This is a genomic window from Parviterribacter multiflagellatus, assembly GCF_056863265.1.
Map to the genome: position 1 here is coordinate 82,692 of NZ_JBXPIZ010000003.1, position 23,599 is coordinate 106,290.

At 75.6% G+C, this 23,599-nt stretch carries 24 protein-coding genes; 8 read left to right on the forward strand and 16 right to left on the reverse strand.

Annotated elements, in window-relative coordinates; all coding sequences use genetic code 11:
* Nucleotides 1–21: 21 nt before the first annotated feature.
* The 8 genes from AC1UE5_RS07215 to AC1UE5_RS07250 all read right to left on the reverse strand — a co-directional run bounded on the left by AC1UE5_RS07215 (nucleotide 22) and on the right by AC1UE5_RS07250 (nucleotide 5,683).
* Complete coding sequence (locus AC1UE5_RS07215) at nucleotides 22–219, reverse strand: hypothetical protein (RefSeq protein WP_482921622.1); 198 nt, start codon at nucleotides 217–219, stop codon at nucleotides 22–24.
* A gap of 71 nt (nucleotides 220–290) precedes the next feature.
* Nucleotides 291–1,796 carry a glycerol kinase GlpK gene (gene glpK / locus AC1UE5_RS07220; protein ID WP_482921624.1) on the reverse strand — a complete coding sequence of 502 codons (1,506 nt, stop codon included), beginning with the start codon at nucleotides 1,794–1,796 and terminating at the stop codon, nucleotides 291–293.
* 18 nt (nucleotides 1,797–1,814) lie between these two features.
* Nucleotides 1,815–2,462 carry a dihydroxyacetone kinase subunit DhaL gene (dhaL, locus tag AC1UE5_RS07225; RefSeq protein ID WP_482921626.1) on the reverse strand — a complete coding sequence of 216 codons (648 nt, stop codon included), beginning with the start codon at nucleotides 2,460–2,462 and terminating at the stop codon, nucleotides 1,815–1,817.
* Nucleotides 2,459–3,481 carry a dihydroxyacetone kinase subunit DhaK gene (dhaK, locus tag AC1UE5_RS07230; RefSeq protein WP_482921628.1) on the reverse strand — a complete coding sequence of 341 codons (1,023 nt, stop codon included), beginning with the start codon at nucleotides 3,479–3,481 and terminating at the stop codon, nucleotides 2,459–2,461. Before dhaK ends, dhaL begins: the two co-directional genes overlap by 4 nt.
* Before the next feature lie 13 nt (nucleotides 3,482–3,494).
* Nucleotides 3,495–4,211, reverse strand: a complete 717-nt coding sequence (locus AC1UE5_RS07235; RefSeq protein ID WP_482921630.1) for an MIP/aquaporin family protein — start codon at nucleotides 4,209–4,211, stop codon at nucleotides 3,495–3,497.
* Nucleotides 4,212–4,374: 163 nt separating this feature from the next.
* On the reverse strand, nucleotides 4,375–5,040 hold the full coding sequence (locus AC1UE5_RS07240; protein ID WP_482921632.1) for a hypothetical protein: 666 nt from the start codon (nucleotides 5,038–5,040) through the stop codon (nucleotides 4,375–4,377).
* Complete coding sequence (locus AC1UE5_RS07245; RefSeq protein WP_482921634.1) at nucleotides 5,037–5,180, reverse strand: hypothetical protein; 144 nt, start codon at nucleotides 5,178–5,180, stop codon at nucleotides 5,037–5,039. The genes AC1UE5_RS07240 and AC1UE5_RS07245 overlap by 4 nt, the downstream gene beginning before the upstream one ends.
* A 92-nt stretch (nucleotides 5,181–5,272) precedes the next feature.
* Nucleotides 5,273–5,683 carry an ATP-binding protein gene (locus tag AC1UE5_RS07250; RefSeq protein ID WP_482921636.1) on the reverse strand — a complete coding sequence of 137 codons (411 nt, stop codon included), beginning with the start codon at nucleotides 5,681–5,683 and terminating at the stop codon, nucleotides 5,273–5,275.
* A 298-nt stretch (nucleotides 5,684–5,981) separates the two neighbouring features.
* On the opposite strand from AC1UE5_RS07250, the gene AC1UE5_RS07255 reads away from it, so the two are divergent.
* Nucleotides 5,982–6,410: a Na-translocating system protein MpsC family protein gene (locus AC1UE5_RS07255; RefSeq protein WP_482921638.1), complete on the forward strand. Its 429-nt coding sequence runs from the start codon at nucleotides 5,982–5,984 to the stop codon at nucleotides 6,408–6,410.
* Here the strand turns inward: AC1UE5_RS07255 and AC1UE5_RS07260 are convergent.
* Nucleotides 6,335–8,383, reverse strand: a complete 2,049-nt coding sequence (locus tag AC1UE5_RS07260; RefSeq protein ID WP_482921640.1) for a putative bifunctional diguanylate cyclase/phosphodiesterase — start codon at nucleotides 8,381–8,383, stop codon at nucleotides 6,335–6,337. The genes AC1UE5_RS07255 and AC1UE5_RS07260 overlap by 76 nt on opposite strands.
* Nucleotides 8,384–8,523: 140 nt before the next feature.
* Here AC1UE5_RS07260 and AC1UE5_RS07265 point away from each other — a divergent pair, with 140 nt between their 5' ends.
* A complete protein-coding gene (locus tag AC1UE5_RS07265) occupies nucleotides 8,524–9,807 on the forward strand; it encodes an aminotransferase family protein (RefSeq protein WP_482921642.1) in 1,284 nt (427 codons plus the stop codon).
* 9 nt (nucleotides 9,808–9,816) lie between these two features.
* On the opposite strand, the gene AC1UE5_RS07270 is transcribed toward AC1UE5_RS07265, so the two are convergent.
* Nucleotides 9,817–10,317, reverse strand: coding sequence for a hypothetical protein (locus tag AC1UE5_RS07270; protein ID WP_482921644.1), 501 nt, complete (start codon nucleotides 10,315–10,317; stop codon nucleotides 9,817–9,819).
* Between the two features lie 8 nt (nucleotides 10,318–10,325).
* A complete protein-coding gene (locus tag AC1UE5_RS07275) occupies nucleotides 10,326–10,874 on the reverse strand; it encodes a DUF1269 domain-containing protein (RefSeq protein WP_482921646.1) in 549 nt (182 codons plus the stop codon).
* Between the two features lie 130 nt (nucleotides 10,875–11,004).
* On the opposite strand from AC1UE5_RS07275, the gene AC1UE5_RS07280 reads away from it, so the two are divergent.
* On the forward strand, nucleotides 11,005–12,492 hold the full coding sequence (locus tag AC1UE5_RS07280) for a gamma-glutamyltransferase (RefSeq protein WP_482921648.1): 1,488 nt from the start codon (nucleotides 11,005–11,007) through the stop codon (nucleotides 12,490–12,492).
* A gap of 111 nt (nucleotides 12,493–12,603) precedes the next feature.
* Nucleotides 12,604–13,974 carry an NAD-dependent succinate-semialdehyde dehydrogenase gene (locus AC1UE5_RS07285; RefSeq protein ID WP_482921650.1) on the forward strand — a complete coding sequence of 457 codons (1,371 nt, stop codon included), beginning with the start codon at nucleotides 12,604–12,606 and terminating at the stop codon, nucleotides 13,972–13,974.
* 49 nt (nucleotides 13,975–14,023) lie between these two features.
* On the opposite strand, the gene AC1UE5_RS07290 is transcribed toward AC1UE5_RS07285, so the two are convergent.
* From AC1UE5_RS07290 to AC1UE5_RS07300, 3 genes are all read right to left on the reverse strand, one after another.
* On the reverse strand, nucleotides 14,024–14,938 hold the full coding sequence (locus tag AC1UE5_RS07290; RefSeq protein ID WP_482921652.1) for a universal stress protein: 915 nt from the start codon (nucleotides 14,936–14,938) through the stop codon (nucleotides 14,024–14,026).
* A gap of 96 nt (nucleotides 14,939–15,034) precedes the next feature.
* On the reverse strand, nucleotides 15,035–15,796 hold the full coding sequence (locus AC1UE5_RS07295; RefSeq protein ID WP_482921654.1) for a VIT1/CCC1 transporter family protein: 762 nt from the start codon (nucleotides 15,794–15,796) through the stop codon (nucleotides 15,035–15,037).
* A 1-nt stretch (nucleotide 15,797) separates the two neighbouring features.
* Entirely contained in the window at nucleotides 15,798–16,508 is a 711-nt protein-coding gene (locus AC1UE5_RS07300) for a TetR/AcrR family transcriptional regulator (RefSeq protein ID WP_482921656.1), read from the reverse strand.
* A 114-nt stretch (nucleotides 16,509–16,622) separates the two neighbouring features.
* Here AC1UE5_RS07300 and AC1UE5_RS07305 point away from each other — a divergent pair, with 114 nt between their 5' ends.
* Nucleotides 16,623–17,657 carry a medium chain dehydrogenase/reductase family protein gene (locus AC1UE5_RS07305; RefSeq protein ID WP_482921658.1) on the forward strand — a complete coding sequence of 345 codons (1,035 nt, stop codon included), beginning with the start codon at nucleotides 16,623–16,625 and terminating at the stop codon, nucleotides 17,655–17,657.
* Nucleotides 17,658–17,712: 55 nt separating this feature from the next.
* Nucleotides 17,713–19,833 carry an MMPL family transporter gene (locus AC1UE5_RS07310; protein ID WP_482921660.1) on the forward strand — a complete coding sequence of 707 codons (2,121 nt, stop codon included), beginning with the start codon at nucleotides 17,713–17,715 and terminating at the stop codon, nucleotides 19,831–19,833.
* A 111-nt stretch (nucleotides 19,834–19,944) separates the two neighbouring features.
* On the opposite strand, the gene AC1UE5_RS07315 is transcribed toward AC1UE5_RS07310, so the two are convergent.
* Nucleotides 19,945–20,460, reverse strand: a complete 516-nt coding sequence (locus AC1UE5_RS07315) for a hypothetical protein (protein ID WP_482921662.1) — start codon at nucleotides 20,458–20,460, stop codon at nucleotides 19,945–19,947.
* A gap of 141 nt (nucleotides 20,461–20,601) precedes the next feature.
* On the opposite strand from AC1UE5_RS07315, the gene AC1UE5_RS07320 reads away from it, so the two are divergent.
* A complete protein-coding gene (locus tag AC1UE5_RS07320; protein ID WP_482921664.1) occupies nucleotides 20,602–21,030 on the forward strand; it encodes a DUF7144 family membrane protein in 429 nt (142 codons plus the stop codon).
* Between the two features lie 15 nt (nucleotides 21,031–21,045).
* Nucleotides 21,046–21,570 carry a hypothetical protein gene (locus AC1UE5_RS07325; protein WP_482921666.1) on the forward strand — a complete coding sequence of 175 codons (525 nt, stop codon included), beginning with the start codon at nucleotides 21,046–21,048 and terminating at the stop codon, nucleotides 21,568–21,570.
* Here AC1UE5_RS07325 and AC1UE5_RS07330 read toward each other — a convergent pair.
* On the reverse strand, nucleotides 21,523–23,547 hold the full coding sequence (locus AC1UE5_RS07330) for a winged helix-turn-helix domain-containing protein (RefSeq protein WP_482921668.1): 2,025 nt from the start codon (nucleotides 23,545–23,547) through the stop codon (nucleotides 21,523–21,525). The two genes, AC1UE5_RS07325 and AC1UE5_RS07330, sit on opposite strands and share 48 nt — an antisense overlap.
* Between the last annotated feature and the right edge of the window lie 52 nt (nucleotides 23,548–23,599).

The window sequence follows — 23,599 nt, forward strand, 5'->3', positions numbered from 1 at the left end:
CGTGGGCGCGCGGCGCACCGGTCAGCGTGCGGCGAACGGCCGGCGCGTGAGGTCCAGGCAGACCACGCACCGCTCGGCGCCGGCGGGTCTGCGCCGGCCGGTGAGCTTGACGCCGCACAGCGCCACCCCGGGTTGCGCGGGGTGCTCGGCGTGGGTGAGGGGAGGGCGGGCGCCCGTCCGGTCATGGTCGTGTCGGGTGATCGTCTTCAGCGCGGTCACAAGGTCCAGGGCTACCCGCCGTCCGAGCGGGGGGACGCCGTGACCGCGCCGGGATGTCGGAATCGAGCCTTCTACTCGGCCTCGAACCAGTCGAACGTCCGCGTCACCGCCTTCTTCCAGTAGCGGTAGTAGTCGTCGCGCGTGGCCGCGTCCATCGACGGCTCCCAGCGCTTGTCCTCGGCCCAGTTCTCGCGCAGGTCCTCGACCTCGCCCCAGAACCCGGTGGCGAGCCCGGCGGCGTACGCGGCGCCGAGCGACGTCGTCTCCGCCACCTCCGGCCGGATGACCGGCACGCCGAGCAGGTCGGCCTGGAACTGCATCAGCAGGTCGTTGGCGACCATGCCGCCGTCGACCTTCAGCGACTCGAGCTTGACGCCGGAGTCGGCCTCCATCGCCTCGACGACCTCGCGGCTCTGGTACGCCGTCGCCTCGAGCGTCGCCCGCGCGATGTGGCCTGCGGTGACGTACCGCGTCAGGCCCGCGACGACGCCGCGCGCGTTCGACTTCCAGTACGGCGCGAAGAGGCCGGAGAACGCCGGCACGATGTAGCAGCCGCCGTTGTCCTCGACCGACGCCGCGAGCTCCTCGACCTCGGGAGCGGCCTTGATCATCTTGAGGTTGTCGCGCAGCCACTGCACGAGCGCCCCCGTGATCGCGATCGAGCCCTCCAGGCAGTACACGGTGTCCTGGTCGCCGATCTTGTAGCCGCACGTCGTGATCAGGCCGGACTTCGACGGCACCGGCTCGGTGCCGGTGTTGAGCAGCAGGAAGTTGCCGGTGCCGTACGTGTTCTTCGCCTCGCCGGGCGAGAAGCACGTCTGGCCGAACGTCGCCGCCTGCTGGTCGCCCAGGTCGCCCGCCAGCGGGACGCCGCGCAGCGCGCCCGTCGCGACCTCGCCGTACACCGCGCTCGACGGCCGGATCTCCGGCAGCATCGCCCGCGGCACGCCGATCGCCGACAGGATGCCGTCGTCCCAGTCCAGCGTCTGCAGGTCCATCAGCAGCGTGCGGCTGGCGTTCGAGACGTCGGTGATGTGCAGCCCGCCGTTCGGGCCGCCCGTCAGGTTCCAGATGCACCAGGTGTCGATGTTGCCGAACAGGAGGTCCCCGGACTCCGCCTTGGCCCCGAGGTCGGCGACGTTGTCGATCAGCCACCGCACCTTCGGCCCCGAGAAGTACGTGGCGAGCGGGAGGCCGGTCTGGTTGCGGAACCGGTCCTGCCCGCCGCTGCGCGACAGCTCGTCGACGAGCCTGTCGGTGCGCGTGTCCTGCCAGACGATCGCGTTGTGCACGGGCTCGCCGGTCGTGCGGTCCCACACCACGGCGGTCTCGCGCTGGTTGGTCACGCCGAGCGCGGCGATGTCCCCCGGACCCGCGCCGGCGGAGCGCACGGCCTCGTCGATGACCTCCTGGCACCGCGCCCAGATCTCGCGCGCGTCGTGCTCGACCCACCCGGGCTTCGGGTAGATCTGCTCGTGCTCCTTCTGCGCCACGCTGACGATCCGCCCGCCGTGGTCGAACACCATGCACCGGGTGCTCGTCGTCCCCTGGTCGAGCGCCGCTGCGTACTTCGCCATGCCTCTCTCCTCCCTCGCTCAGATGCTCGCGAACGCCTCGGCCGCGCTGCGGAGCAGCAGGTACGTCGACGTCGCTCCCGGGTCCTGGTGGCCGATGCTGCGGGGGCCGAGGTAGCTCGCCCGCCCCTTCCGCGCCTCCATCGGCACCGTCGCCTTCATCCCGTCCTCGGCCGCGGCGGCCGCCCGGCGCGCCGCCTCCGCGGGGTCGAGGCCCTCCTCGGCCGCTGCGCGCAGCGCGGCGGCGGCCGGCGCGAGCGCGTCGACCATCGTCTTCTCGCCCGGCTCGGCGCGGCCGCGCTTCTGCACGCCCGCCAGCCCGGCCTCCACCGCGTCCGCCAACCGCTCCGTGTCGAGCGCGTCGGTCCCGGCGGCGACGCTCCCCATCTGCAGGAAGAGCGTCCCGTAGAGCGGCCCGGCGGCGCCGCCGACGCTCGACACGAGCGCCATCCCGACGCCCTTGAGCGCGACGCCGATGTCCGCGCCGTCCTCGTCGAGCCCCTCGACCGCCTTGCGCATCCCGCGGTCCATGTTCGTCCCGTGGTCGCCGTCGCCGATCGCGGTGTCGAGCCGGACCAGCTCCTCGCGGTGGTCTGCGACCTCCGCGGCGAACCTGCGGACCCAGGTCAGGATCGCCGCGTGGTCGATCGTCGCGGTGGCCGGCGTCACGCGCCCCACCGCAGCGCCGGCGTGTCGACGGGCGCGTCCCACAGCGCCGTCAGCTCGCTGTCGAGCCGCAGCAACGTGATCGAGCAGCCCGCCATCTCCAGCGAGGTGATGTAGTTGCCGATCAGCCGCCGCGTGACCGTGATGCCGCGCTGCTCGAGGAACCGGTGCAGCTCGCGGTAGACGATCAGCAGCTCCACGAGCGGCGTGCCGCCCATGCCGTTGACGAACGCGAGGACCTTGTCCCCGCCGCGGAACGGCAGGTCGTCCACGACCGCGGTCGCCAGCCGCTCGACGACGTCGTGCGCGGGCCCGAGCGGCTCCCGGTAGCGGCCCGGCTCCCCGTGGATGCCGATGCCGATCTCCATCTCGTCCGCCGCGAGCTCGAAGCTCGGCTGCCCCGACGCGGGCGTCACGCACGGTGTCAGCGCCATGCCCATCGAGCGCGCCTCGGCGTTGACGCGCCGGCACAGCGCGGCGACGTCGGCCAGCGAGCGGCCCTCCTCGGCCGCCGCCCCGCACAGCTTCTCCGCCAGCACCGTGGCGCCGACGCCGCGCCGCCCGGCGGTGTAGAGGCTGTCCTCGACCGCCACGTCGTCGTTGATCACCACCGCCTCGACGTCGCTCCCCTCGGCGGCGGCCATCTCGGCCGCCATCTCGAAGTTCATGACGTCGCCGGTGTAGTTCTTGACGATGTGCAGCACGCCGGCGCCGCCGTCGACGGCCTTCGTCGCCGCCAGCATCTGATCCGGCGTGGGCGAGGTGAAGACCTCGCCCGGGCACGCGCCGTCGAGCATCCCGGGTCCGACGAACCCGCCGTGCATCGGCTCGTGACCGGAGCCGCCGCCGGAGATCACCCCGACCTTGCCCCGCACGGGCGCGTCGGCGCGCACGACGTAGACGGGGTCGTACGAGACCCGCACGCGGTCCCAGTACGCGAGCTCCATGCCCTCCAGGGCCTCGCGCACCACGGCGTCAGGCGCGTTGATGAGCTTCTTGCTCCGCGCGACTCGGGTGGCCATCCCTCCTCCCTCGTCAGCCGGGGTAGAACGCTTCGAACGCCAGCGCCCCGAGCACGCCGCCGACGAGCGGCGCCACGACGGGGATCCACGCGTAGCTCCAGTCCGACGGCCCCTTGCCGGGGATCGGCAGCAGGAAGTGCGCGACACGTGGCGCGAGGTCACGCGCGGGGTTGATCGCGTAGCCGGTCGGCCCACCGAGCGACAGGCCGATCGCGAACACGAGCAGGCCCACGATGAGGCCGCCGAGGTTCGTGCCCGCGGTGTCGGGGTTCGCGAAGATCGCGAGGACGCCGAACACGAGGATGAACGTGCCGACGATCTCGGTGACGCAGTTGGCGACCGGGTTGCGGATCGCCGGCGCCGTCGAGAAGACCGCGAGCTTCAGCCCCGGGTCCTCCGTCGCGCGCCAGTGGTTGCTGTACGCCGCCCACACGAGGACGGCGCCGATGAAGGCGCCCACGAACTGGCCGCCCATGTACTTCGGGACGTCGCCCCACGCGGTGTCCCCGATGGTCGCGAAGCCGAGCGTCACCGCCGGGTTCAGGTGCGCGCCGGAGTACTGGCCGACGGCGAACACCGCCATCGCCACGCCCATGCCCCACCCGAAGGTGATGACGATCCAGCCGGAGTTCTCGGCTTTCGACTGGGAGAGGAGGACCCCCGCAACCACCCCACCACCGAACAAGATCAGGATCGCTGTCCCGATCACCTCTGCGCCGAAGATGCTCACCCGCTCCTCCGATCGTCCGACGGGCCTTGAGCCGGAACCTACACAGCGGGAACCGGAGAATGCAACTTCTGCTACAAGGTGCGTTGGTGTGCCGGAAACCGGGCCGACCGTCGGGCCGGGCTGGTTGCGCAAGACCTGGCGCGGAGGCGCTCGGCTCGCAACGCTACGGCGCGGTGAGCGTGCCGGTGCGCCCGAAGCGCTCGTGCGGCCCGGGGCCGTCGTCGGCGACGGCCAGGCCGCCGGCGAGCAGGCCGGCGGAGAGGGCGACCGCGAGCGCGACGCGCAGGCGGTCGTTGCGGCGCTTGCGCCGGCGGGCGAGGCGGCGCGCGTCGGCGTCGCCGATCAGGTCGTCGACGACGTCGGGCCCGAGTCCCAGGCGGTGCTCCTGGCACCAGGCGAGCACCCCGTCGGGCCCGTCGACCGGCACGACCGGGACGCCGTAGGCGGCACCCAGGCGGTGGACCAGGTGGGCGTTGCGGCCGGGGAGGAGGAAGAGCGCGTAGGGCCGCGCGCTCGCCGCGCGGAAGCCCTCGTGGTGGACCTCGACCGCGCCCGTCGCCTCGACGACGCCGGGGATCTCGGCCTGGATCGCCAGGATGCGGCGCGCCGACGCGCGCCGCGGGTGCCACGCGTGGACGCCGCACTCGCAGTCGGGGAGCGGAGCCTCGTGGGAGGGGTCGCGGCCGCACACGGCGCCGAGCGCGACGCCGCCGGGCGGCCACGCCGTCGTCTGGTGCACCGCAGCGAGGCGCTCGCCGTCGGCGCCCGCGACCGACCTCCAGCTCCGCAGCCCGTACAGCGGCGCGGCGACCAGCGGGGTCTCGGTCACGTGGTGGCGGCGACCTCCGCGCGCGGGGTGTCGGCGTCGGGCGCCGCCACGGGCACGGGCGCGGGTAGGCGCTCCTGCGGCGGGGCGGCAGCCGGCAGCGGCTGGGCGATGATGCGGCGGGATGCGTGTTCCATCTGCATGGCGGCGGGGTGCCCGGCTGCGCGGGCGTCCATTCCCGGTTCGGCGCGTCGCGCTGGTGGCGATCGACACACGGAGCGTACTCCTGGTGGCGTCACGCGCTCCGCTCGAACCACATCCGCACGCAGGCGCCGCGGCCGGGCGTGCTGTCGAGCTCGATGCGGCTCGCGAGCGCCGACATGACCGGCAGGCCGAGGCCCAGGCCGGTCCCCCCGCCCGTCCCGAGCCCGCGCCCGTCGTCGGACACGTCGACCTGGATCGTCTCGTCCCCGTCGGCCGTCACCCGGACGCGCATCACCCCGGGTCCGCCCGGGTCGTACGCGTGGAGCGCGACGTTGCTCAGCGCCTCGCCGACGGCCAGCTCGATGTCGCCGAGCGTCTGCCCGTCGACGCCCCCGCGCCGCAGGTGGCCGACGACCGCGCGGCGCGCGACGCCGACGAGGTCGACGCCGGCCGGCCAGGCGTACTCGAACGTCGGCAGCCAGGGCGGCTCACGCAGCGGCATCGTCCGACCCTCCCCGACGCGCGCAGGGTTCTGCCAGGAACGTGCCAGCACGTGGCACGGCGCCGCTCGGCGGGCACCCTCCTGCGGTGGGCCGGCTGATGAGGCGTGACATGGATCCCTCCCCCTCGGGCGTGACGGAGCTCGGCGGCACCGGCTTCGGCGGGCGCTCCCGACGCCCGCGGCGCGACGTCCGCGACGGGAAGGTCCGGGGCGCTGGTCCCACTGACCCTGTGTTGGAACGTAACAAGGAGCACGAGCGGTGTCCAGACGTGTCGGCGCTCCTGACTGGGGGCGCCAGATGGCACGTACGGCAGAGGAGATCCGGGCGGAGCTGACCGAGATCGGCGCGGCGATCGCGCACCTGGTGAGCGACCGGTGGGGCCGCGGGCCGCGGCGCACCCGCGCCCACTGGGCGGGGGCCGACGCGCTCGTGGTGCTGCTGGAGGACGGCCACACCGCGGCCGAGCAGGTGCTGATCGCGCACGGGCACGACGACGAGGTCGTCCGCGCGCGGACGCTGATGCACGAGGTGCTCGAGCCGGACATGACGCGCATCGTCGCGACCACCACCGGGCGCTCGGTGCTGGCGGCGATGCACGCGACGAACTGCGCGCCGGCGATCGCCGCGGAGGTGTTCCTGCTCGGCGACCGTCAGACGACGGCGGCGACCGCCGCGCTGACGCGCTCGCCGAGCATCTCGGGCGGCGCCGGCCGCGACAGCCCGTAGCCCTGCGCGGCGTGGCAGCCGGCGTCGCGGACGGCGGCGAGCTGTTCGGGCGTCTCGATCCCCTCCGCGATGACCACGAGGTCGAAGGCGCGCGCCAGCCCGACGACGGCCTCGACGATCCGCGCGCTGCCGGGGTCGTACGGCAGCCCGGCGACGAACGAGCGGTCGAGCTTGACCGCGTCGACCGGGAGCCGGTGGAGGTAGGAGAGCGACGAGTAGCCGACGCCGAAGTCGTCGATCGCGACCCGCACACCCGCGTCGCGCAGCAGCCCGACGGCGTCCTCGCCCTCGGCCATGTTCTCCATCAGCACCGTCTCGGTGATCTCCAGCGTGAGCAGGCCCGGGTGCAGGCCGGTCCGCGCCAGCGCGTGCTCGACGTCGGCGAGCAGCTCGTCGCTGCGCGCGAGCTGGCGGGCAGAGACGTTCACCGACACGCGCACGCCCGAGCCCGCCGCGTTCCACGCCGCCGCCTGCCGGCACGCCTCGACCAGCACGCCGCGGCCCAGCTCCCAGATCAGCCCGTTCTGCTCGGCGGCGGCGATCACCTCGGGCGCCGCGATGGCCGGGCCCCCGGGCCGCTGCCAGCGCAGCAGCGCCTCGACGGTGACGCGGCGCGAGCGGTCCAGCGCGACGATCGGCTGGAAGTGCAGGCGCAGGCCGCCGTCGTGGAGGCCGAGCTGCAGCTCGCGGTCGGCCAGCGCCCGCTGCTGCAGCCACGCGCGCAGCCGATCCTCCAGCACCTCGACCGCGTTGCCGCCGCGCGACTTGGCGTGGTACATCGCCGCGTCGGCGGCGCGGAGCACGGCTTCGGCGTCCTCGTGCTCGTCGGCGCCGGTGTTCTCGACCAGCGCCACGCCGATCGACGCCGTCACGCGCACGCGCTCGTCGTCCTCCAGCGGCTCGCCGATCGCGGCGGCGATGCGCTGGGCGATCGTCACCGCCATCTGCGCGCTCGGCAGGTCGTCGCACAGGACCGCGAACTCGTCGCCGCTGAGCCGGCTGACGACGTCGCTCGGGCGGACCGCGTGGCAGAGCCGCCGCGCGACGCCCCGCAGGAGGCGGTCGCCCGCGCCGTGCCCGAAGCGGTCGTTGACCGACTTGAAGCGGTCGAGGTCGACGTAGATGACCGCGGTGTGCGGGATGCGGCGGCGGGTGGCGGCGACGAGGCGCTCGAGGAAGAGCGTCCGGTTCGGCAGCCCGGTCAGGGGGTCCTCCAGCGCCGCGCGGCGGAGGGCCTCGGCGCCGCGCACGCTGTCGGTCACGTCGGTGATGACGCCGATCCACTCGTGCGGCTCGCCGCCCGGGCGCACCGGGATGCCGCGGGCGCGCACGTGGCGCCAGTCGCCGTCGGCGTGCGCGACGCGGAAGGTCATGTCGAAGCCGGTGCCCTTGCGGCGCGCGTCCAGCCACACCCGCACGACCCGGTCGGCGTCGTCGGGGTGCACGACCTCCGGCCACCGCTCCGGGGGCACGTGGAGGCCGGTCAGCCCGTGCCAGTCGGGCGCCTCGATGACGCGGCCGTCGGCGTCACCGCGCCAGACCGTGTTGCTGAACGCGTGCGCGAGCAGCCGGTAGCGCTCCTCGCTGCGCGCCAGCTCCTCTCGCGCGCGCCGGTGCTCGGTGATGTCGCGGAAGAACATCGCCAGCCCCGTCGGGGTCGGCTGGAGGTTGACCTCGAAGCAGTGGCCGTCCTCGGTCGGCGGGTACCAGTCCTCGATCGTCATCGGCTCCTGCTCGCGCATCGCACGCGACGCCGCGTGGTACAGCGCCGAGCCGACCATCTCGGGGAACACGGTCCAGATGTGGCGGCCGATCAGCGCTTCGCGGTCGACGCCGATCAGCTCCCCGACGCGGCGGTTGACGTAGGTGTAGTGCCAGCGCTCGTCGAGGGCGACGAAGCCGTCGCCCATCTGCTCCAGGATCTCCTCGGCGGAGCGCGCGGGCGCGCGCTGCTCGTGGCGTGACCCGGCCATGGTCGCGTCCTTACCCACCGCGGCGCGGCAGGCAAGACGCCGCCGGTTCGTGGGAGATCTCGGGCGGTTGGCCGCGGTGGCCAACCGCCACGGCGATCGTGCGCCTGACGGACTTGGCCGGAAGGGCTACCGTCGCAGCGATGAGCGAGCACGCGTTGTGGCACCCGTTCGCTGACATGGGCGCCGTCGCCCAGGACCCGTTCGTCCTCGCGGGCGGGGAGGGCGCGTGGGTGTGGGACGAGGAGGGCCGCCGCTACCTGGATGGGTCGGCGGCGCTGTGGTACGCGAACCTCGGCCACGGCCGGCCGGAGATCGCCGACGCCGTCGCGCGGCAGCTGCGCACGCTCGACGCGTACTCGACGTTCGGCGAGTTCTCCAACCGGCCGGCGCTGGAGCTGGCCGAGCGGCTCAGCGACCTCGCGCCGCAGCCCGGCTCGAAGATCTTCCTCGGCTCCGGCGGCGGCGACGCGGTGGACACCGCGGCCAAGATCGCGCGCGCGTTCCACGCGCAGCACGGCCGGCCCGAGCGCGTCCACCTCATCAGCCGCACGCACGGATACCACGGCACCCACGGGATCGGCACCGGCATCGCGGGCATCCCCGCCAACGCGGCCGGGTTCGGCGCGATGGTGCCGGACGCGTCGGTGGTCGCGTGGGACTCCGCGGAGGCGCTGGAGGCCGAGATCGAGCGGATCGGCGCCGAGCGCGTCGCCGCGTTCTTCTGCGAGCCGGTGATCGGCGCGGGCGGCGTCTTCCCGCCGACGCCGGGCTACATCGAGGCGGTCGCGGCGGTGTGCGAGCGGCACGGCGTGCTGTTCGTCGCCGACTGCGTGATCGCGGGCTTCGGCCGGCTCGGCACGTGGTTCGGGATCGACCGCTGGCCCGTCAAGCCGGACCTCATCACGGTCGCGAAGGGCATCACCGGCGGGACGCAGCCGCTCGGCGCGGTCGTGGTCGCCCCGCACGTGGCCGAGCCGTTCTTCACCGCCGGGCCGGGCGCGCCGGTCTTCCGCCACGGCGCGACGTACGCCGGGCACCCGACCGCGTGCGCGGCGGCGATCACCGCGCTCGACCTCTACGAGCGCGATGGGCTGATCGAGCGCGGGCGGACGCTGGAGCAGCCGCTGCTCGACGCGCTCGCGCCGCTGGCCGACAGCCCGCTGGTCAAGGAGGTGCGCGGCGGCGTCGGCTTCCTCGCGGCGGCGGAGCTGGCCGAGGACGTACTCGCCGCCGACCCGGGCGCGGTCGGCGCGTGGCAGCGCGCGGTGCGCGAGCGCGGCGTGCTCGTCCGGGCGCTCGGGCGCGGCCTCGCGGCGTCGCCCCCGCTGGTGACGACCGAGGACGAGATCGCGCAGCTCGGCGAGGCGATGGCCGCGGGCCTGGCCGCCGTCGAGGCGCGCGCGGCGGCCGCCACGCGCGCCTGAGGCCGGCTGCTACTGGCGCAGCAGCGCGACGGTGCCCTGGTCGATCCGCCAGGCGGCGTCCGGTGCACCGAACTCGTCGCGCTGGAACGGGCTCGCGGGGACGAGGACGAACGGGACGTCGGCGGAGCCGATCCGCACGACGACCCGGTACCCGTTCTCGTCCGGCGCGACGTGCGCCGGCAGGTCGCGGAGCTGGCGCGGGCTGCGCGGGAGCGAGGCGGCCCCGAACGCGAGCGCTCCGGCGTCGACCGCCTCGCGGCACAGCGTGCCGGGCCCGGCGGCGCGGCCGACCCGCTCCCGCTCTGGCTGCGTGAGGTAGACGCACGCGTCCTGGCCGTCGCGGCGGACGAGCGCGGCGTCGAGCAGGTCCCGCACCGTGGTCACCGCGTCGCCGGGCGTGCGCTCCGCGGTGGACGCGCGCTCGTGGTCGTGGTGGGCGACGAGGATCGGGACGCCCACGCCCGCGGCGGCGAGGACGAGCGCGGCGGCGACGGCCAGCTTCGCGACCATGGCGCGGCTCAGGCGGCGTCGGCGGTGTGCGTGTCGATCCGCTCGGCGCCGGTCGTGCCGAGCAGCTCGCGCGCGCGGTCGACCTCGGCCTCCAGGCCGTGCGCGACGAGCAGCCACTTGTCCGCGCGCAGGTCGGTCTCGTAGACGAGCACGCCCTCCGGCGGGATGCCGACGCTCGTGAGCGCGCCGCCGATCGCGCCGCCCGCCGCGCCGACGGCGCCGGTGGTGACGAGCCAGAGGAGGTACCCGCCGACCGCGACGTGGCCGACCCCGGGCACCCACACGAGCGCGCCGAGCAGCGCGCCCCACGCCGTGCCGAACGCCGCCCACCGGCCGGTGCGGCGCGCCTTCGTGTCGGTGCCGACGATGTGGCGCTCCTCGTCGAGGCCGCGCGCGAGGAGCGAGAGCTTCGTCATGTCGAACCCGCTCTGCTCGAGCCGGCGCACGGCCGCCTCGGCGTCGCCCTGCGTGGCGTACACGGCGATGGTGGCGTTGCGCTCCGCCGGCGGCACCTCGGCCGGCGCGGGCTGCTGCTGCGTGTCGGTGGTCGTCGTCATGCGCTGCACCGTCCGCCGCCCCGCCGCCCGCCACATCACCCATTCGCGTGACCCCTTCCCGCCCGGGCCATCCTCGCGGATGGCGTGGCGTGGCGTGCGGTCGGCGGTGAGGCGGGATACCGTGCGGGCGATGCCGATCGCGACGCCGCACCACCTCGCCACCGCGGCCGGGGAGCGGGTGCTCGCCGGCGGCGGGTCGGCCGTCGACGCGGCGCTGGCCGCCGCGGCGGTGCTCACGGTCGTCTACCCGCACAACTGCGCGCTGGGCGGGGACCTCATCGCGCTCGTGCGGCGGCCGGACGGGACGTCGGTCGTGGTCAACGCGAGCGGTCCCGCGCCGGCGGGGATCGACGTGGAGCGCGTCCGCGCGGCCGCGCCCGACGGGCGGATGCCGGTGCACGGCCCCGACGCGGTCACCGTGCCGGGGCTCGTCCCCGGCTGGGGCGCGCTGCACGTGCTCGGCGCGCGGCGGCCGTGGGCGGCGCACCTGGCCGACGCGATCACCTGCGCGCGCGAGGGCGTCGCCGTCACCGCGAAGCTCGCCGCCGCGATCGCCGAGACGGCCGGGGTCGCCACCGACCCCGGCCTGCGCGGCGTCTTCGCCGGCCTCGGCCCCGGCGACACGCTCCGCCAGCCCGCGCTCGCCGCGACCCTCGACGCCCTCGCCGCCGACGGGTCCCGCGCGCTGCACGAGGGCCCGCTGGCCGACCGGTTCGCCGCCGGGCTCGCCGCGCTGGGCAGCGCGATCACCGCCGCCGACCTCGCGGCGTTCACGCCGTCGATGGAGGAGCCGCTCCGCGTCCCGTTCGGCGGCGGCCACGAGCTCCTCACCGCCGGGCCCAACTCCTCCGGCGTCCTGCTCGCGCAGGCGCTGCTCGCGCTCGACCACGCGCAGCCCGCCGACCCGCTCGGCGCCGACGCCGCGACCACCGCCGCGATCTTCGCCGCCGGCAACGCGCAGCGCGAGCGGGAGCTGGGCGACCCGCACGGCGCCGGCTGGGACCGCGACGCCTGGCTCGGCCCCGACGCGATCGCCCGCGCGGCGCACGCCACCGCCGCGGCCGGCGACGTCACGCCCGCGCCCCGCCCGAGCGGGGACACGATCGCCATCGCGGCGACCGACGGCGCGGGCGGCGCGGTCTCGCTCATCCAGTCCGTCTACCACGGCTTCGGCGCGCAGCTCCTCGAGCCGGACACCGGCATCGTGCTCCACAACCGCGGCTCCGCGTTCTCCCTCGCGCCCGGCCACCCGAACGAGCTGCGGCCCGGCCGGCGGCCGATGCACACGCTGATGCCCGTCCTCGTCGAGCGCGACGGCGTGCTGCTCGGCGCGCTCGGCACGATGGGCGGCAAGGTCCAGGCGCAGATCCACGTCCAGGTGCTCCTCCGCCTGCTGGCCGGCGCGACCGCGCAGGAGGCGGTGGCCGCGCCCCGGTTCGCCGTCGGCGCGATGGAGGAAGGGGAGCCGGCGACGACCGTGCGCGCGGAGGAGGACTGCGCCGCCACGCTCCCGCACGCGCGGACGGTCCCGCGCCACAGCGAGGAGCTCGGCCACGCGCAGGTCGTGTGGCACGGCGCGGCGGGCAGCGACCCGCGCGCCGACGGCCTGGCCCCCTGACGACTTGTAGTACCGGCCCGCGCCAGACCAGACATCCTGTAGTTGGCCACCGCGCACCCGGCCCGCGACACTGTGGAGCGACGTGCGCACACAGCAGACGCGAGGAGGAGCATGAGCCAGTACGCGGTCATCGACCCGGCCACCGGGGAGACGCTGAAGACCTACGACACGATCAGCGACGGCGACCTGAAGGCGGCCATCGAGCGCGCGGCCGCCGCCCACAAGGGCTGGGGGCGCGAGACGTCCGTCGCCGACCGCGCGAAGGTCATCGCCCGCGTGGCCGAGCTGCACGAGGAGCGCAAGCAGGAGCTGGGCGAGATCATCGTCCGCGAGATGGGCAAGCCGATCGAGCAGGCGGTCGGCGAGGTCGAGTTCAGCGCCGCGATCTACCAGTACTACGCCGACAACGCCGAGAAGCTCATGGCGGACGAGTCGATCGACCTCCTCGAGGGCGAGGGCTCGGCGTTCATCCGCCGCTCGTCGGTCGGTCTGCTCCTCGGCATCATGCCGTGGAACTACCCCTACTACCAGGTGGCCCGCTTCGCCGGCCCGAACCTGGCCGCGGGCAACACGATCCTGCTCAAGCACGCGCCGCAGTGCCCCGAGTCGGCGGCGGCGATGGAGAAGATCTTCCACGAGGCCGGCGTCCCGAAGGACGCCTACATCAACATCTACGCGACCAACGAGCAGATCGAGTGGGTCATCGGCGACCCGCGCGTGCAGGGCGTGTCGCTGACCGGCTCCGGCCGGGCGGGCGCCGCCGTCGCGGAGATCGCCGGCCGCCACCTCAAGAAGGTCGTGCTCGAGCTCGGCGGCTCGGATCCCTTCATCGTCCTGAAGGCCGACGACCTCGACGCGGTCGTCGAGGCCGCGGTCGGCGGGCGGCTGGAGAACTCCGGCCAGGCGTGCAACGCCGCCAAGCGCTTCATCGTGCTCGACGAGCACTACGACGCGTTCGTCGACAAGTTCTCCAAGGCGCTGACGGCGATCGAGCCGGACGACCCGACCAAGGAGGGCGTCACCGTCGGCCCGCTGTCGTCGACCGCCGCGGCCGACCGCCTGGAGGCGCAGGTCAAGCAGGCGCTCGACAACGGCGCGCAGCTCGTCGCCGGCGGCGGCCGTGACGGCAACTTCTTCAAGACGGCCGTCATCACGAACATCACGAAGGACAACCCGGCCTACACCGAGGAGTTCTTCGGCCCGGTCGCGCAGGTGTACAAGGTGCGCGACGAGGCCGAGGCCGTCACGCTCGCCAACGACACCCCGTACGGCCTCGGCTCGTACGTCTTCACGACCGACCAGGACCAGGCGCTCCGCGTCGCCGACCAGATCGAGGCCGGCATGGTCTTCATCAACGCGGTCGGCGCCGAGGGCGTCGAGCTGCCGTTCGGCGGCGTCAAGGCGTCCGGCTTCGGCCGCGAGCTCGGCCGCTTCGGCATGGACGAGTTCGTCAACAAGAAGCTGGTCCGCGTCGGCGGCTAGCACCACCGTTGAGCGGCGGGAGCCCCGCGTGCGGGGCTCCCGCCGGTCCTCACGAGCCGGCCGGCGCCACGGAGAGGGGCGCGCGCGGGCCTGCCGCGGCCGGCGCGTCGACCCCGCGGGGCACGACGATCACCGGGCACGGCGCGTGGTCGAGCACGTGCCGCGACGTGCTGCCGGCGAGCACCGCGCGCAGCGGGCCGTAGCCGCGCGAGCCGACGACCAGCACGTCGACCTCGCGCGCGAGCACCTCCAGACCGGAGCCCGCCGTGCCGTTGACGAGCCGGCTCTCGGGCTCGACCTCGGCGGGCAGGCCGGCGACGAGCTCGTCGAGCGCGCGCTCGCGGCGGCGGCGCAGGTCGTGGTTGAGCTGATCCGACGCCGGGATCGGCGCCTCGCCGTAGCCGGTGAGCACCGGCTCGAACACGCTCAGCACGAGCAGCCGCGCGTGCAGCGCACGCGCGAGGTCGGTCGCGTGGCGGACGGCGACCCACGACTCCTCGCCGCCGTCGAACGCGACGCCGACGACCGCGATCGGGCCCCGCCAGTGCGCGGGCACCGAGGCGACCGGGCACGGCGCGCCGTGGACGAGCCGCTCGGCGGTGGAGCCCGGGGCGAGCCGCGTGGGCCAGTGCCGGTGCGTGCGCCCGACGACGAGCAGCGCGGCGTCCCGCTCCTCGGCCAGCTCGTGCAGGCCGCGCGGCGCCGAGTCGGCGCCGACGACGACCCGCTCGACGCCCGGGTCGGTCACCGCGGCGAGCAGGCGCCGCCGCTCGGCGCCCGCCTCGGCGTTCAGCTCGTCCTCGACGTGCGGGGCGACGCCCTTGCCGATGACGTGCGGGGCGGCGCGATACACGGAGGCGGCGACGACCCGCGCGCCTGCCGGGCCCGCGAGCGCCTCCGCGAAGTCCACGGCGGCGCGCCCTTGTGGGGTGCCGTCGTAGCCGGCGATGTAGGTGCCAGTCATGCTCGCCTCCTTCGGTCCAGGACCGACGCTACGCCCGTCGCGAGCCGGCGGCATCCGTGCGGGCTGCGCGCGCTCGTCCGTAGTCGCCCGCGGCGCTCAGCCGACGCCGCGCAGCAGCACGCCGACGGCGTAGGCGACGAGCGCCGCGGTGCCGCCGATCGCCAGCGTCTCCGCGGCTGAGCGCAGCCGCGAGCCGCCGACGACGCGCGCCTTCAGCGTTCCGACGAGCGCCATCGCGACCGCCGTCAGCGCGGCGCTCCACGCGAACAGCCCGGGGATCTCGCCGTCGAGCAGCGCGTCGAGGACGTACGCGGCGAGCGGCAGGAAGCCGATCGCGACGAACGAGCCGAACGTCGCGAGCGCCGCGCGGGCCGGCTCGCGCGGCGCCGCGCCGTAGCCCAGCTCGTCGACCATCATCGTGTCGACCCACCGCTCGCGGTCGGCGGTGATGACGTCGACGACACGCTCGAGCTCGTCGCCGGCGAAGCCCTTCGCGGCGAAGATCTGGCGGATCTCCTCGCGCTCGCCTTCGGGCACGAGCGCGACGTGCCGCTCCTCGTCGCGCCGCGCGCGCTCGCGCTCCTGCGCCTCCGCCCGCGTGCTGAGGTAGTTGCCGACGGCCATGCTGAAGCCGTCCGCGAGGAGGTTGGCCAGGCCGAGGATCACCACGACGCTCGCGCTCAGCTGCGCCCCCTCGACCCCGGCGACGACGGCGAACGTCGTGACGCTCCCGTCGACCCCGCCGTACACGAGGTCCCCGAGGTGGCTCTCCCGCGGCCGCCGCCCGAGCCGCGCGCGGATCGCGCCGGGCGTGTGCTCGGCCCGCAGGCGGTCGGACGGCTTCCCCGGGGCGCTCATCTCAGCCCCCGGTCGCCGCGGCCACGATCGCGTCGAGCTCGGTCTGCACCAGCAGGGCGGGGTCGAGCGCCATGTCGCCGAGCACGCCCGCGAGCTCGAGCATCACGATGCCGTGGACGCGCGTCCACGTGAGCACGCCGAGGAGCAGCACCGCCGGCGGGCGCGCGCCGGCCCCGGCGCTCGCGTCCCGCGCGGCGGCCCAGCGGCGAAGCTGCTCCTCCAGGGCGCCGGCGGGGTCGGGGGCTCCGGCCTGGCGCGCCTCCGCGGCAAGCGCGCCGATGAGCTCCAGCAGCACCTGCATCGCCGGCTCGATCGCCGCGATCGCCTCGCTCGGGTCTCCCGCGTAGCCGGGCGGCCGGACGCTGAACAGCAGCTCGTACCGGTACGGGTTCGCCAGCGCCCATGCGCGGTAGGCGCCGAGGACGTGCGTGAGGCGCCCAGCCGGGCGGCGGCGCCCCGACTCCGCCGCCGCGGCCTGGACGACGGTCGCGAGCTCCGCGTAGCCGTCGGTGACCAGCGCGGCCAGGAGCTGCTCGCGCGACGCGAAGTAGCGGTAGAGCGCAGGCCCCGACATGCCCATCGCCTTCGCGATCGCGCTGAGCGAGAGCGCCGCCGGCCCGCCCGCGGCGACCTGGTCGACCGCGTGCTGCTTGATCTCGTCGAGCGTCTGGAGGCGCAGGCGCTCGCGGCGGGAGAGGGGCGGGTCGGTCATGACGACAGCGTAACGATTCGGTGCGCTTGTGATGTGCGATAGCTCGTGTTACAGTCTCTAACGAAAGCGAGAGAGACACACTCTTTCGCGCCATCCAAGGAGCACGTGAGCGACATGCAGACCCTCCAGATCGAACTGCCGGGCATCGGCGAGCCCGAGACGCTGCGCCCCGTCCGGCGCGCGCTGCGCGCCCCCGGCGCCCGCGAGGCGGTCGTGCGCGTCGAGGCCACCGGCGTCTCGTTCGCCGAGCAGCAGATGCGGCGCGGCAAGTACTACGACCAGCCGCGGTTCCCCTTCGTCCCCGGCTACGACCTCGTCGGGACGGTCGAGCGGACCGGCGCGGAGGTCGATGCGAGCCTGCGCCCCGGCACCCGCGTCGCCGCGCTCACCAAGACGGGCGCGTGGGCCGAGCGCGTCGTCCTCGACGCCGCCGACCTCGTGCCGGTCCCCGCGGGCGTCGATCCCGCGGACGCCGAGACGCTCGTGGTCAACGGCCTCACGGCCTACCGGATGCTCCACCGCAGCGCGAAGGTCCAGGCCGGTGACACCGTCGTCGTGCACGGCGCGGCCGGCGGGGTCGGGACGCTGCTGGTGCAGCTCGCCCGCGCGGCGGGCGCGCACGTCATCGGCGTCGCCGGCACGGCGCAGCAGGCGAGCGTCCGGGCGCTCGGCGCGACCCCCGTCGACTACCGCACCGAGGACGTCCTCGCGCGCGTGCGTGAGCTGGCGCCGGACGGCGTGGCGGCGGTCTTCGACCACGTCGGCGGCCCCGGCATCCGCGATTCGTGGCGGATGCTCGCCCGCGGCGGGACGCTCGTCAGCTACGGCACCGCCGCGACGAAGGACCGGCCTGGCAACCCGCGGCTCCCCGTCCTGACGCTGCTCGCCCGCCTCACGCTGTGGAACATGCTGCCCAACGGGCGCCGCGCCGGGTTCTTCAACCTCTGGGCCGGCCGCAAGCTCCGCCCGGACCGCCACCGCGCGCAGGTCCGCGCGGACCTGGTGACGCTGCTCGAGCTCCTGCGCGACGGGCGGCTGACCGCCCAGATCGCGGGCCGCTTCCCGCTCGTCGACGCCGCCGAGGCCCTGCGCTTCGCAGAGCGCGGCGGCCACACCGGCAAGGTCCTCCTCCTCGCCGACGCCGCCTGACCGGCGCCTCGCTCTCACACACCCACCAACAACCCCCTGAACCGGAGCACCTCCCATGACCGAGACCCTCGGGCGCGTCGCCGACGCCGCCTTCGTCCACCCGCGCCGCACGCTGCTCGCGTGGGCCGCCATCCTCGTCGTCGCGATCGGCGCGATGAGCGCCTTCGGCGGCAGCTTCGTCGCCGACTACAACACCCCCGGCTCGGACTCCGAGGCGGCGTCCGAGCTGCTCGACGAGCGCTTCGGCGGTCGCTCGGGCGACCAGGTCGACGTCGTCTGGAAGGCCGACGGCGACGCGACCGATCCCGCCGTCACCGCCCGGATCGACCACCTCCTCGACGCGGCGGGCGACGTCCCGGGCGTCGTGCCCGGCGCCGCTGCTCGCGAGGCGCAGGTCGCGCCCGACGGCCGGACCGCGGTCGTCCGGCTCGCGCTCGACCGTCCTTCGAGCGCGATGGCCGCGAGCGACGGCGAGCACCTCGCCGAGCTGGCCCGCGAGGCGACCGGCGACGGGCTGCAGGTCGCGATGGGCGGCACGGTCCCCGGCCTGAAGGCCGAGCCGGCCATGACCGCCGAGCTCGTCGGCATCGCGGTCGCCGCGGTCGTCCTCCTGCTCACGTTCGGCACCGTCGTCGCGGCGGGCCTGCCGCTCCTCGTCGCGCTCTTCGGCGTCGCGGTCGCGGTGCTGTTCGGCGGCGTGCTCGCCGGCGTCCTCGACACCCCTGACTGGTCGCTGCAGGTGTCGCTGATGATCGGCATCGGCGTCGGCATCGACTACGCGCTGCTGATCCTCACCCGCTACCGCAGCGCGTTGGCCGCCGGCAAGGAGCCGCGCGCCGCCAACGTCGAGGCCATGCGCACCGCCGGCCACTCGGTCGTGACCGCAGGTGCCACCGTCGTCGTCTCGCTCGCCGGCCTGTTCCTCATGCGGCTGCCGTACCTGTACGGCGTCGCGCTCGCGTCGAGCCTGGCGGTGCTGCTCGTGATGGCCGCGACCCTGACCCTGCTGCCCGCGATCACGGGCCTCCTCGGCCGGCGGATCGACCGCCGGCAGGTCCTCCGCTTCGGCCGCCCGGTCGCCGTGCCGCACAGGGCGCCCGCGGCGCGGTGGGCCCGCTTCGTCACCCGCCGCCCGCTGGCGATGGTCGCCGTCTCGCTCGCCGCGCTCGTCGTGCTGACCGCGCCGCTCACCGGCATCCGCTTCGGCTTCCCCGACGCCGGCAACGACGCGGCGGACTCGACGACGCGTCAGGCGTACACGATGGTCGAGGAGGGCTTCGGCCCGGGCGCGAACGGCCCGCTGATCGCCGTGGCCGACACCCGTGACCGCGACGCGGTCGAGCGGCTCGCGGCCACCGTCCGGCGGGACCGCGAGGTCGCCGCCGTCGCCCCGCCGCAGTGGAACGAGGCCCGCGACACCGCGCTGCTCGTGATCACGCCCAAGGATGCGCCGGAGTCGCCGGCGACGAAGGAGCTCGTCGACCGGCTGCGCGACGGGGCCCTCGCCCGCGCCGACGTCCCGGTCGCCCTCGGCGGTCAGACCGCCGCCAGCGTCGACCAGTCCGACGTCACCGCCCGCCGCCTGCCGCTGTTCATCGGCGCGGTCGTGCTGCTGTCGTTCGCGCTGCTGCTCGCGGCGTTCCGCGCCCCGATCATCGCGCTGAAGGCCAGCGTCATGACGGTCTTCTCGATCGTCGCGGCGTACGGCGTCGTGGCGCTGGTGGCCGATGGCGGCTGGGCCGGGCAGCTGGTCGGCATCGACTCCGACGTGCCGGTGCCGCCGTTCATCCCGGTGATGATGTTCGCCGTCCTGTTCGGGCTCTCGATGGACTACGAGGTGTTCCTCGTCTCCCGCATCAAGGAGGAGCGCGAGCGGCTCGGTGACGCGGCCGCGGCGGTCACGGCCGGCGTCGCCCGGACGGCGCGCGTGATCGTGGCCGCTGCGGCGATCATGGTCTCGGTGTTCGGCGCCTTCGCGCTGAGCCCCGACGTGATGCTGAAGCTGATCGGCATCGGGCTGGCCTCGGCGATCCTGATCGACGCGACGATCGTCCGGATGGTCCTGGTCCCGGCGTTGATGCGGTTGCTGGGCGAGCGTGCCTGGTGGACGCCCGGCGCAGGTGCCCGCGCCGGGGTGCGCGCGCAGGCGGGGGAGCGCCCGCAGGTCCCCGCCTGATCCGGCGCCTCCCCGCTGGAGGCCGCATGCCCGCCGGGCATGCGGCCTTCGGTCGTTCCCGAACGACGGCCTCGCGGTTCGCGGCGATGCTCGTCCGGATCCGCGCCGGCGTCAGTGGGCGATGGCCTTGAGCGCGATGAGCAGGCCGCCGATCGCGCCGACCGCCGTGGCCTGCGCGACCGCGCGCGGCCAGCCAGAGCCCGCGAGGCGCGCGGCCAGGAGGCCGTAGGCGCAGATGAGCGCGAGGCCCGACCACTTGGCGAGCGTGTAGGCGGTGTCGCGCTCCAGCGCGCCGGCGGCGGCCAGCAGGAAGTAGACCGCCGGGAAGGCCGCGCCGGCGGTGACCGCGACGGCCTCGGTGGCGAAGCGGCGCAGCTCGCGGGCGCCGACGCGGCGGCGCGTACGCGCCTCGGCGCCCACCGCCTCGCTGTAGATCTCCGCGAGGCCCACCGCGACCGCCGCGCCGATCAGCGTCGCCGCGGCCTGGGCCGGGGTCGGCGGGTGCGCCTCGAGCGCGACGACCAGCGCCAGGCCGACGATCGAGCCGTAGATCACGCGGGTCACGTCGCGCGAGCCGAGGTGCTCCTCGACCGCGCGTCGCAGGCCGCTCACCGGAGTCGCCGCCATCACCGCACAGCATCGAACGCGCCACCCCGTCGCGACCTCACCCGATCCGGGCGATGGCGGGTGCGAGGCGCGCGCGTAGCGTCCGCAGTGACCCCGCCCACCGGCGGCGGGGCCGGCCAACCACGAGCTCTTGGAGGAGCGATGGCTGACATGACGAGCGGCGCGCCGCCCCTGTCGCGCGCCGCGGTGAAGACAGAGGAGCGCTCCGGCTGGGTCACCTACGCGGGCGTCATCCTCGCGATCCTCGGCGTCCTCAACCTGATCTACGGGATCGGCGCGATCTCCGACTCCCGCGTCTACGTCGGCGACGTCCAGTACGTGTTCGGCGACCTCAACACGTGGGGCTGGATCCTGTGCTTCATCGGCGCCATCCAGTTCATCACCGCGTTCGGCGTCTGGAACGGCTCGGAGCTCGCCCGCTGGGCCGGCGTGGCCATCGCGGCGGGCAACGCGTGCGTCGTGCTGCTCTGGCTGCCCGCCTTCCCGTTCCTCGCGATGGCGCTGTTCGCGATGGACCTGCTCGTCATCTACGGGCTGATCGCCCACGGCGGCCGCGGGGTGCGCGGCTGAGCGAGAGGAGGAGCCGTGGAGGTCGTCAGCCACCAGAACGTCCGGCTCTCGGCCGGCTGCCACGCGCTCCCGGGCCCGGGCGGCGTGTGCGCGATGGAGCTCGCGTCGATGCTGGCGGGCGAGCCGTTCACCGACCACCCGCGCTCGGTCTCGCGGAGCATCGCGGCGGTGGTGCGCGGCTACAACGACGGCCTCGACGACGACCGGCGCCAGCGGCTGCTCGGCGTCGCCGCCGCGTGCGTGGGCACGCGCGGGACGCGCGCGGTCGAGCGGCAGCGGCGGCGCTGGATCCGCGACGAGCTCGCGCCGGTCGGCGACGGCTGGCCCGTCACCGTCCGGCTCGGGCAGCGGCTCGGGTTCCTCTCGGGCTACCGGGTCGGCCGCATGGTCGCGCGGCAGGTGGTCGCGGACGACGACGACGCGCTGCACGCACGGACGCTCGCGCTCCTCGACCGCCTCGTCGCCCTCGGCGGCGCCGGCCCCGGCGACCGCTCAGGGATCGACGAGGCCGACCTCCCGCGCGCGGTCGACGGCCGCTGAGCGCGACGCGACGCCGAGCTTGCGGTAGACCGACTGCGTCTGCGTCTTGACCGTGTTGCTCGTGACGTGCAGGCGGGCGGCGATCTCGCGGACGGACAGGTGGGTCGGGAGGAACCGCAGGATCCGCAGCTCGGCGAGCGTGAGCGGCGACGGGGTGGAGACCGCGTCGAGCGCGAACGCGTCCACCGCCGCCCACGCACCGTCGAGCCAGGCGCGCAGCGCGACGGCGTCAGGCAGCTCGCCCGCGTGGAGCGACGCCTCGCGCAGCAGCACCCGCGCCGTTCGCCCGTCGCTCAGGCGCAGGTGCGCGAGCGCGGCGGCGAGCGTGACGCACGCCGCGTACCACGGCGGCGGGCCGTGCATCGCGCGCAGGGCCGCGCGGGCCTCGTCGACGTCCTCGCGGGCGCGCTCGACGTCGCCCGTGCGCGCGGTCACCAGCGCGGCGACGGCGAGCGTCAGCGCGGTGCCGCCGTGGCGCGGGCCCGCGTCGGGGCCGCACAGCGCCCGCGCCCGCGAGGCCTTCGCGGCGGCGGCGTCGAGCGCCCCGTCCGCGACGTCCGTGAGCGCCTCGACCGCCAGGCACGCCCCGCGTACGAGCGGCCCCGCCGCCCCCGCCGCGCGGACGCCCTCGGCCAGCAGCGCCCGGCCACCCTCCGCCTCCCCCGCGAGCGTCCGGGCCACGCCGGCCAGCAGGCACGCCGCCGCTCGCGGCACGCCAGGCCGCTCCAGCTCGGCCAGCGCCCGCTCGGCGTCGTCGCGCATCGCGGTCAGGTCGCCCCGGCCCAGCGCGGCCCGCAGCAACCACGCGGACGGGCCGCTCCCCGCCGCCGCGGCCGCGGGCAGCCAGCGCTCGGCGCCGTCCAGGTCGCCCGCGACGACGCGGCACCACGCGGCGAGCGCGGCCAGCTCGGGGCGCGCCGCGACGTCGCGCTCCCCCAGCCCGTCGAGCCGCCGCGCGACGGGCGCCGTCCGCCCGGTCCCCAGGTGCGTCAGCGCCACGCTGGCCAGCAGCCGCGCGGCCCGCGCCGCCTCGTGCCCGGCCACGGCGTGCTCGAGCGCGCGCTCGTCGTCGTGGAGCGAGCCGAACCACCGCGCCGCGCGCGCGTGCAGCCGCCGCTCGAGCCCCGGCTCGGTCGCGCGCAGGTCGGCGCGCAGCGTCGCGGCCAGCAGCGGGTGCAGGCGGAAGCTGCGCGCGGCGCGATCCTCGGGGAGCACGAGCGCGTTCGCCGCCGCCAGCCGCCGCAGCCGCGTCCCGGAGCCCGGCGTCCCGAGCAGCGCGTCGCAGGTGCGCGCGTCGAGCGACGACAGCACGCTGACCGAGCGCAGGAACGCCTGGTCGTCCGCGTGCAGCCCCGCGAGCACCTCCTCGCGCACGTAGCCTGCCAGCTCCTCGTCGTCGGCCCGGAGCGCGTCGAGCGCCGCCGCCGGGTCACGCGCCCGGCGCACGAGCCGCGCGCACAGCCGCACCGCCGCGGGCCACCCCTCGGTCAGCGTGCGCAGCCGCAGCACGCGCGCGTGGTCGAGCAGCACCCCGTCGAGCCGCAGCACGGCGGCGACCTCGGCCGCCGTCAGGGCCAGGTCGGCCGCCCCGAGCGCCAGCACGTCCTCCTCGGCCCGCAGCCGGCCGAGCCGCAGCGGCGGCCGCGAGCGCCCCGCGAGCACGAGCGTCGACCCGGCGGGCACGCGGCGCACGAGCGCGTCGACCTGCTCCGGCGGCGGCCACGCCCCGGAGGCGTCGACGACGAGCAGTCCGGGCCGCGCCGGCGCCAGCTCGTCCAGCCGTGCGCGGACGGGGCGCGGGTCGTGCGCGCACCACTGCTCGACCAGCCGCGTCTTGCCGTAGCCGGCGGGCGCGAGGACGAGCGCGACCCGCGGCCGGCCGGCGACGAACGGCCGGACGAGCCGCGGGCGGGGGACCAGCCGCGAACCGGGCGCGGGGAGAGGCGAGACGGCGGGCAGGGCGGTCGCGGCGCTCATCGCCCTCCAAGCGTCTTCGCCCCGCGCGCGCACCGGCAAGGAGGCGTGCCCG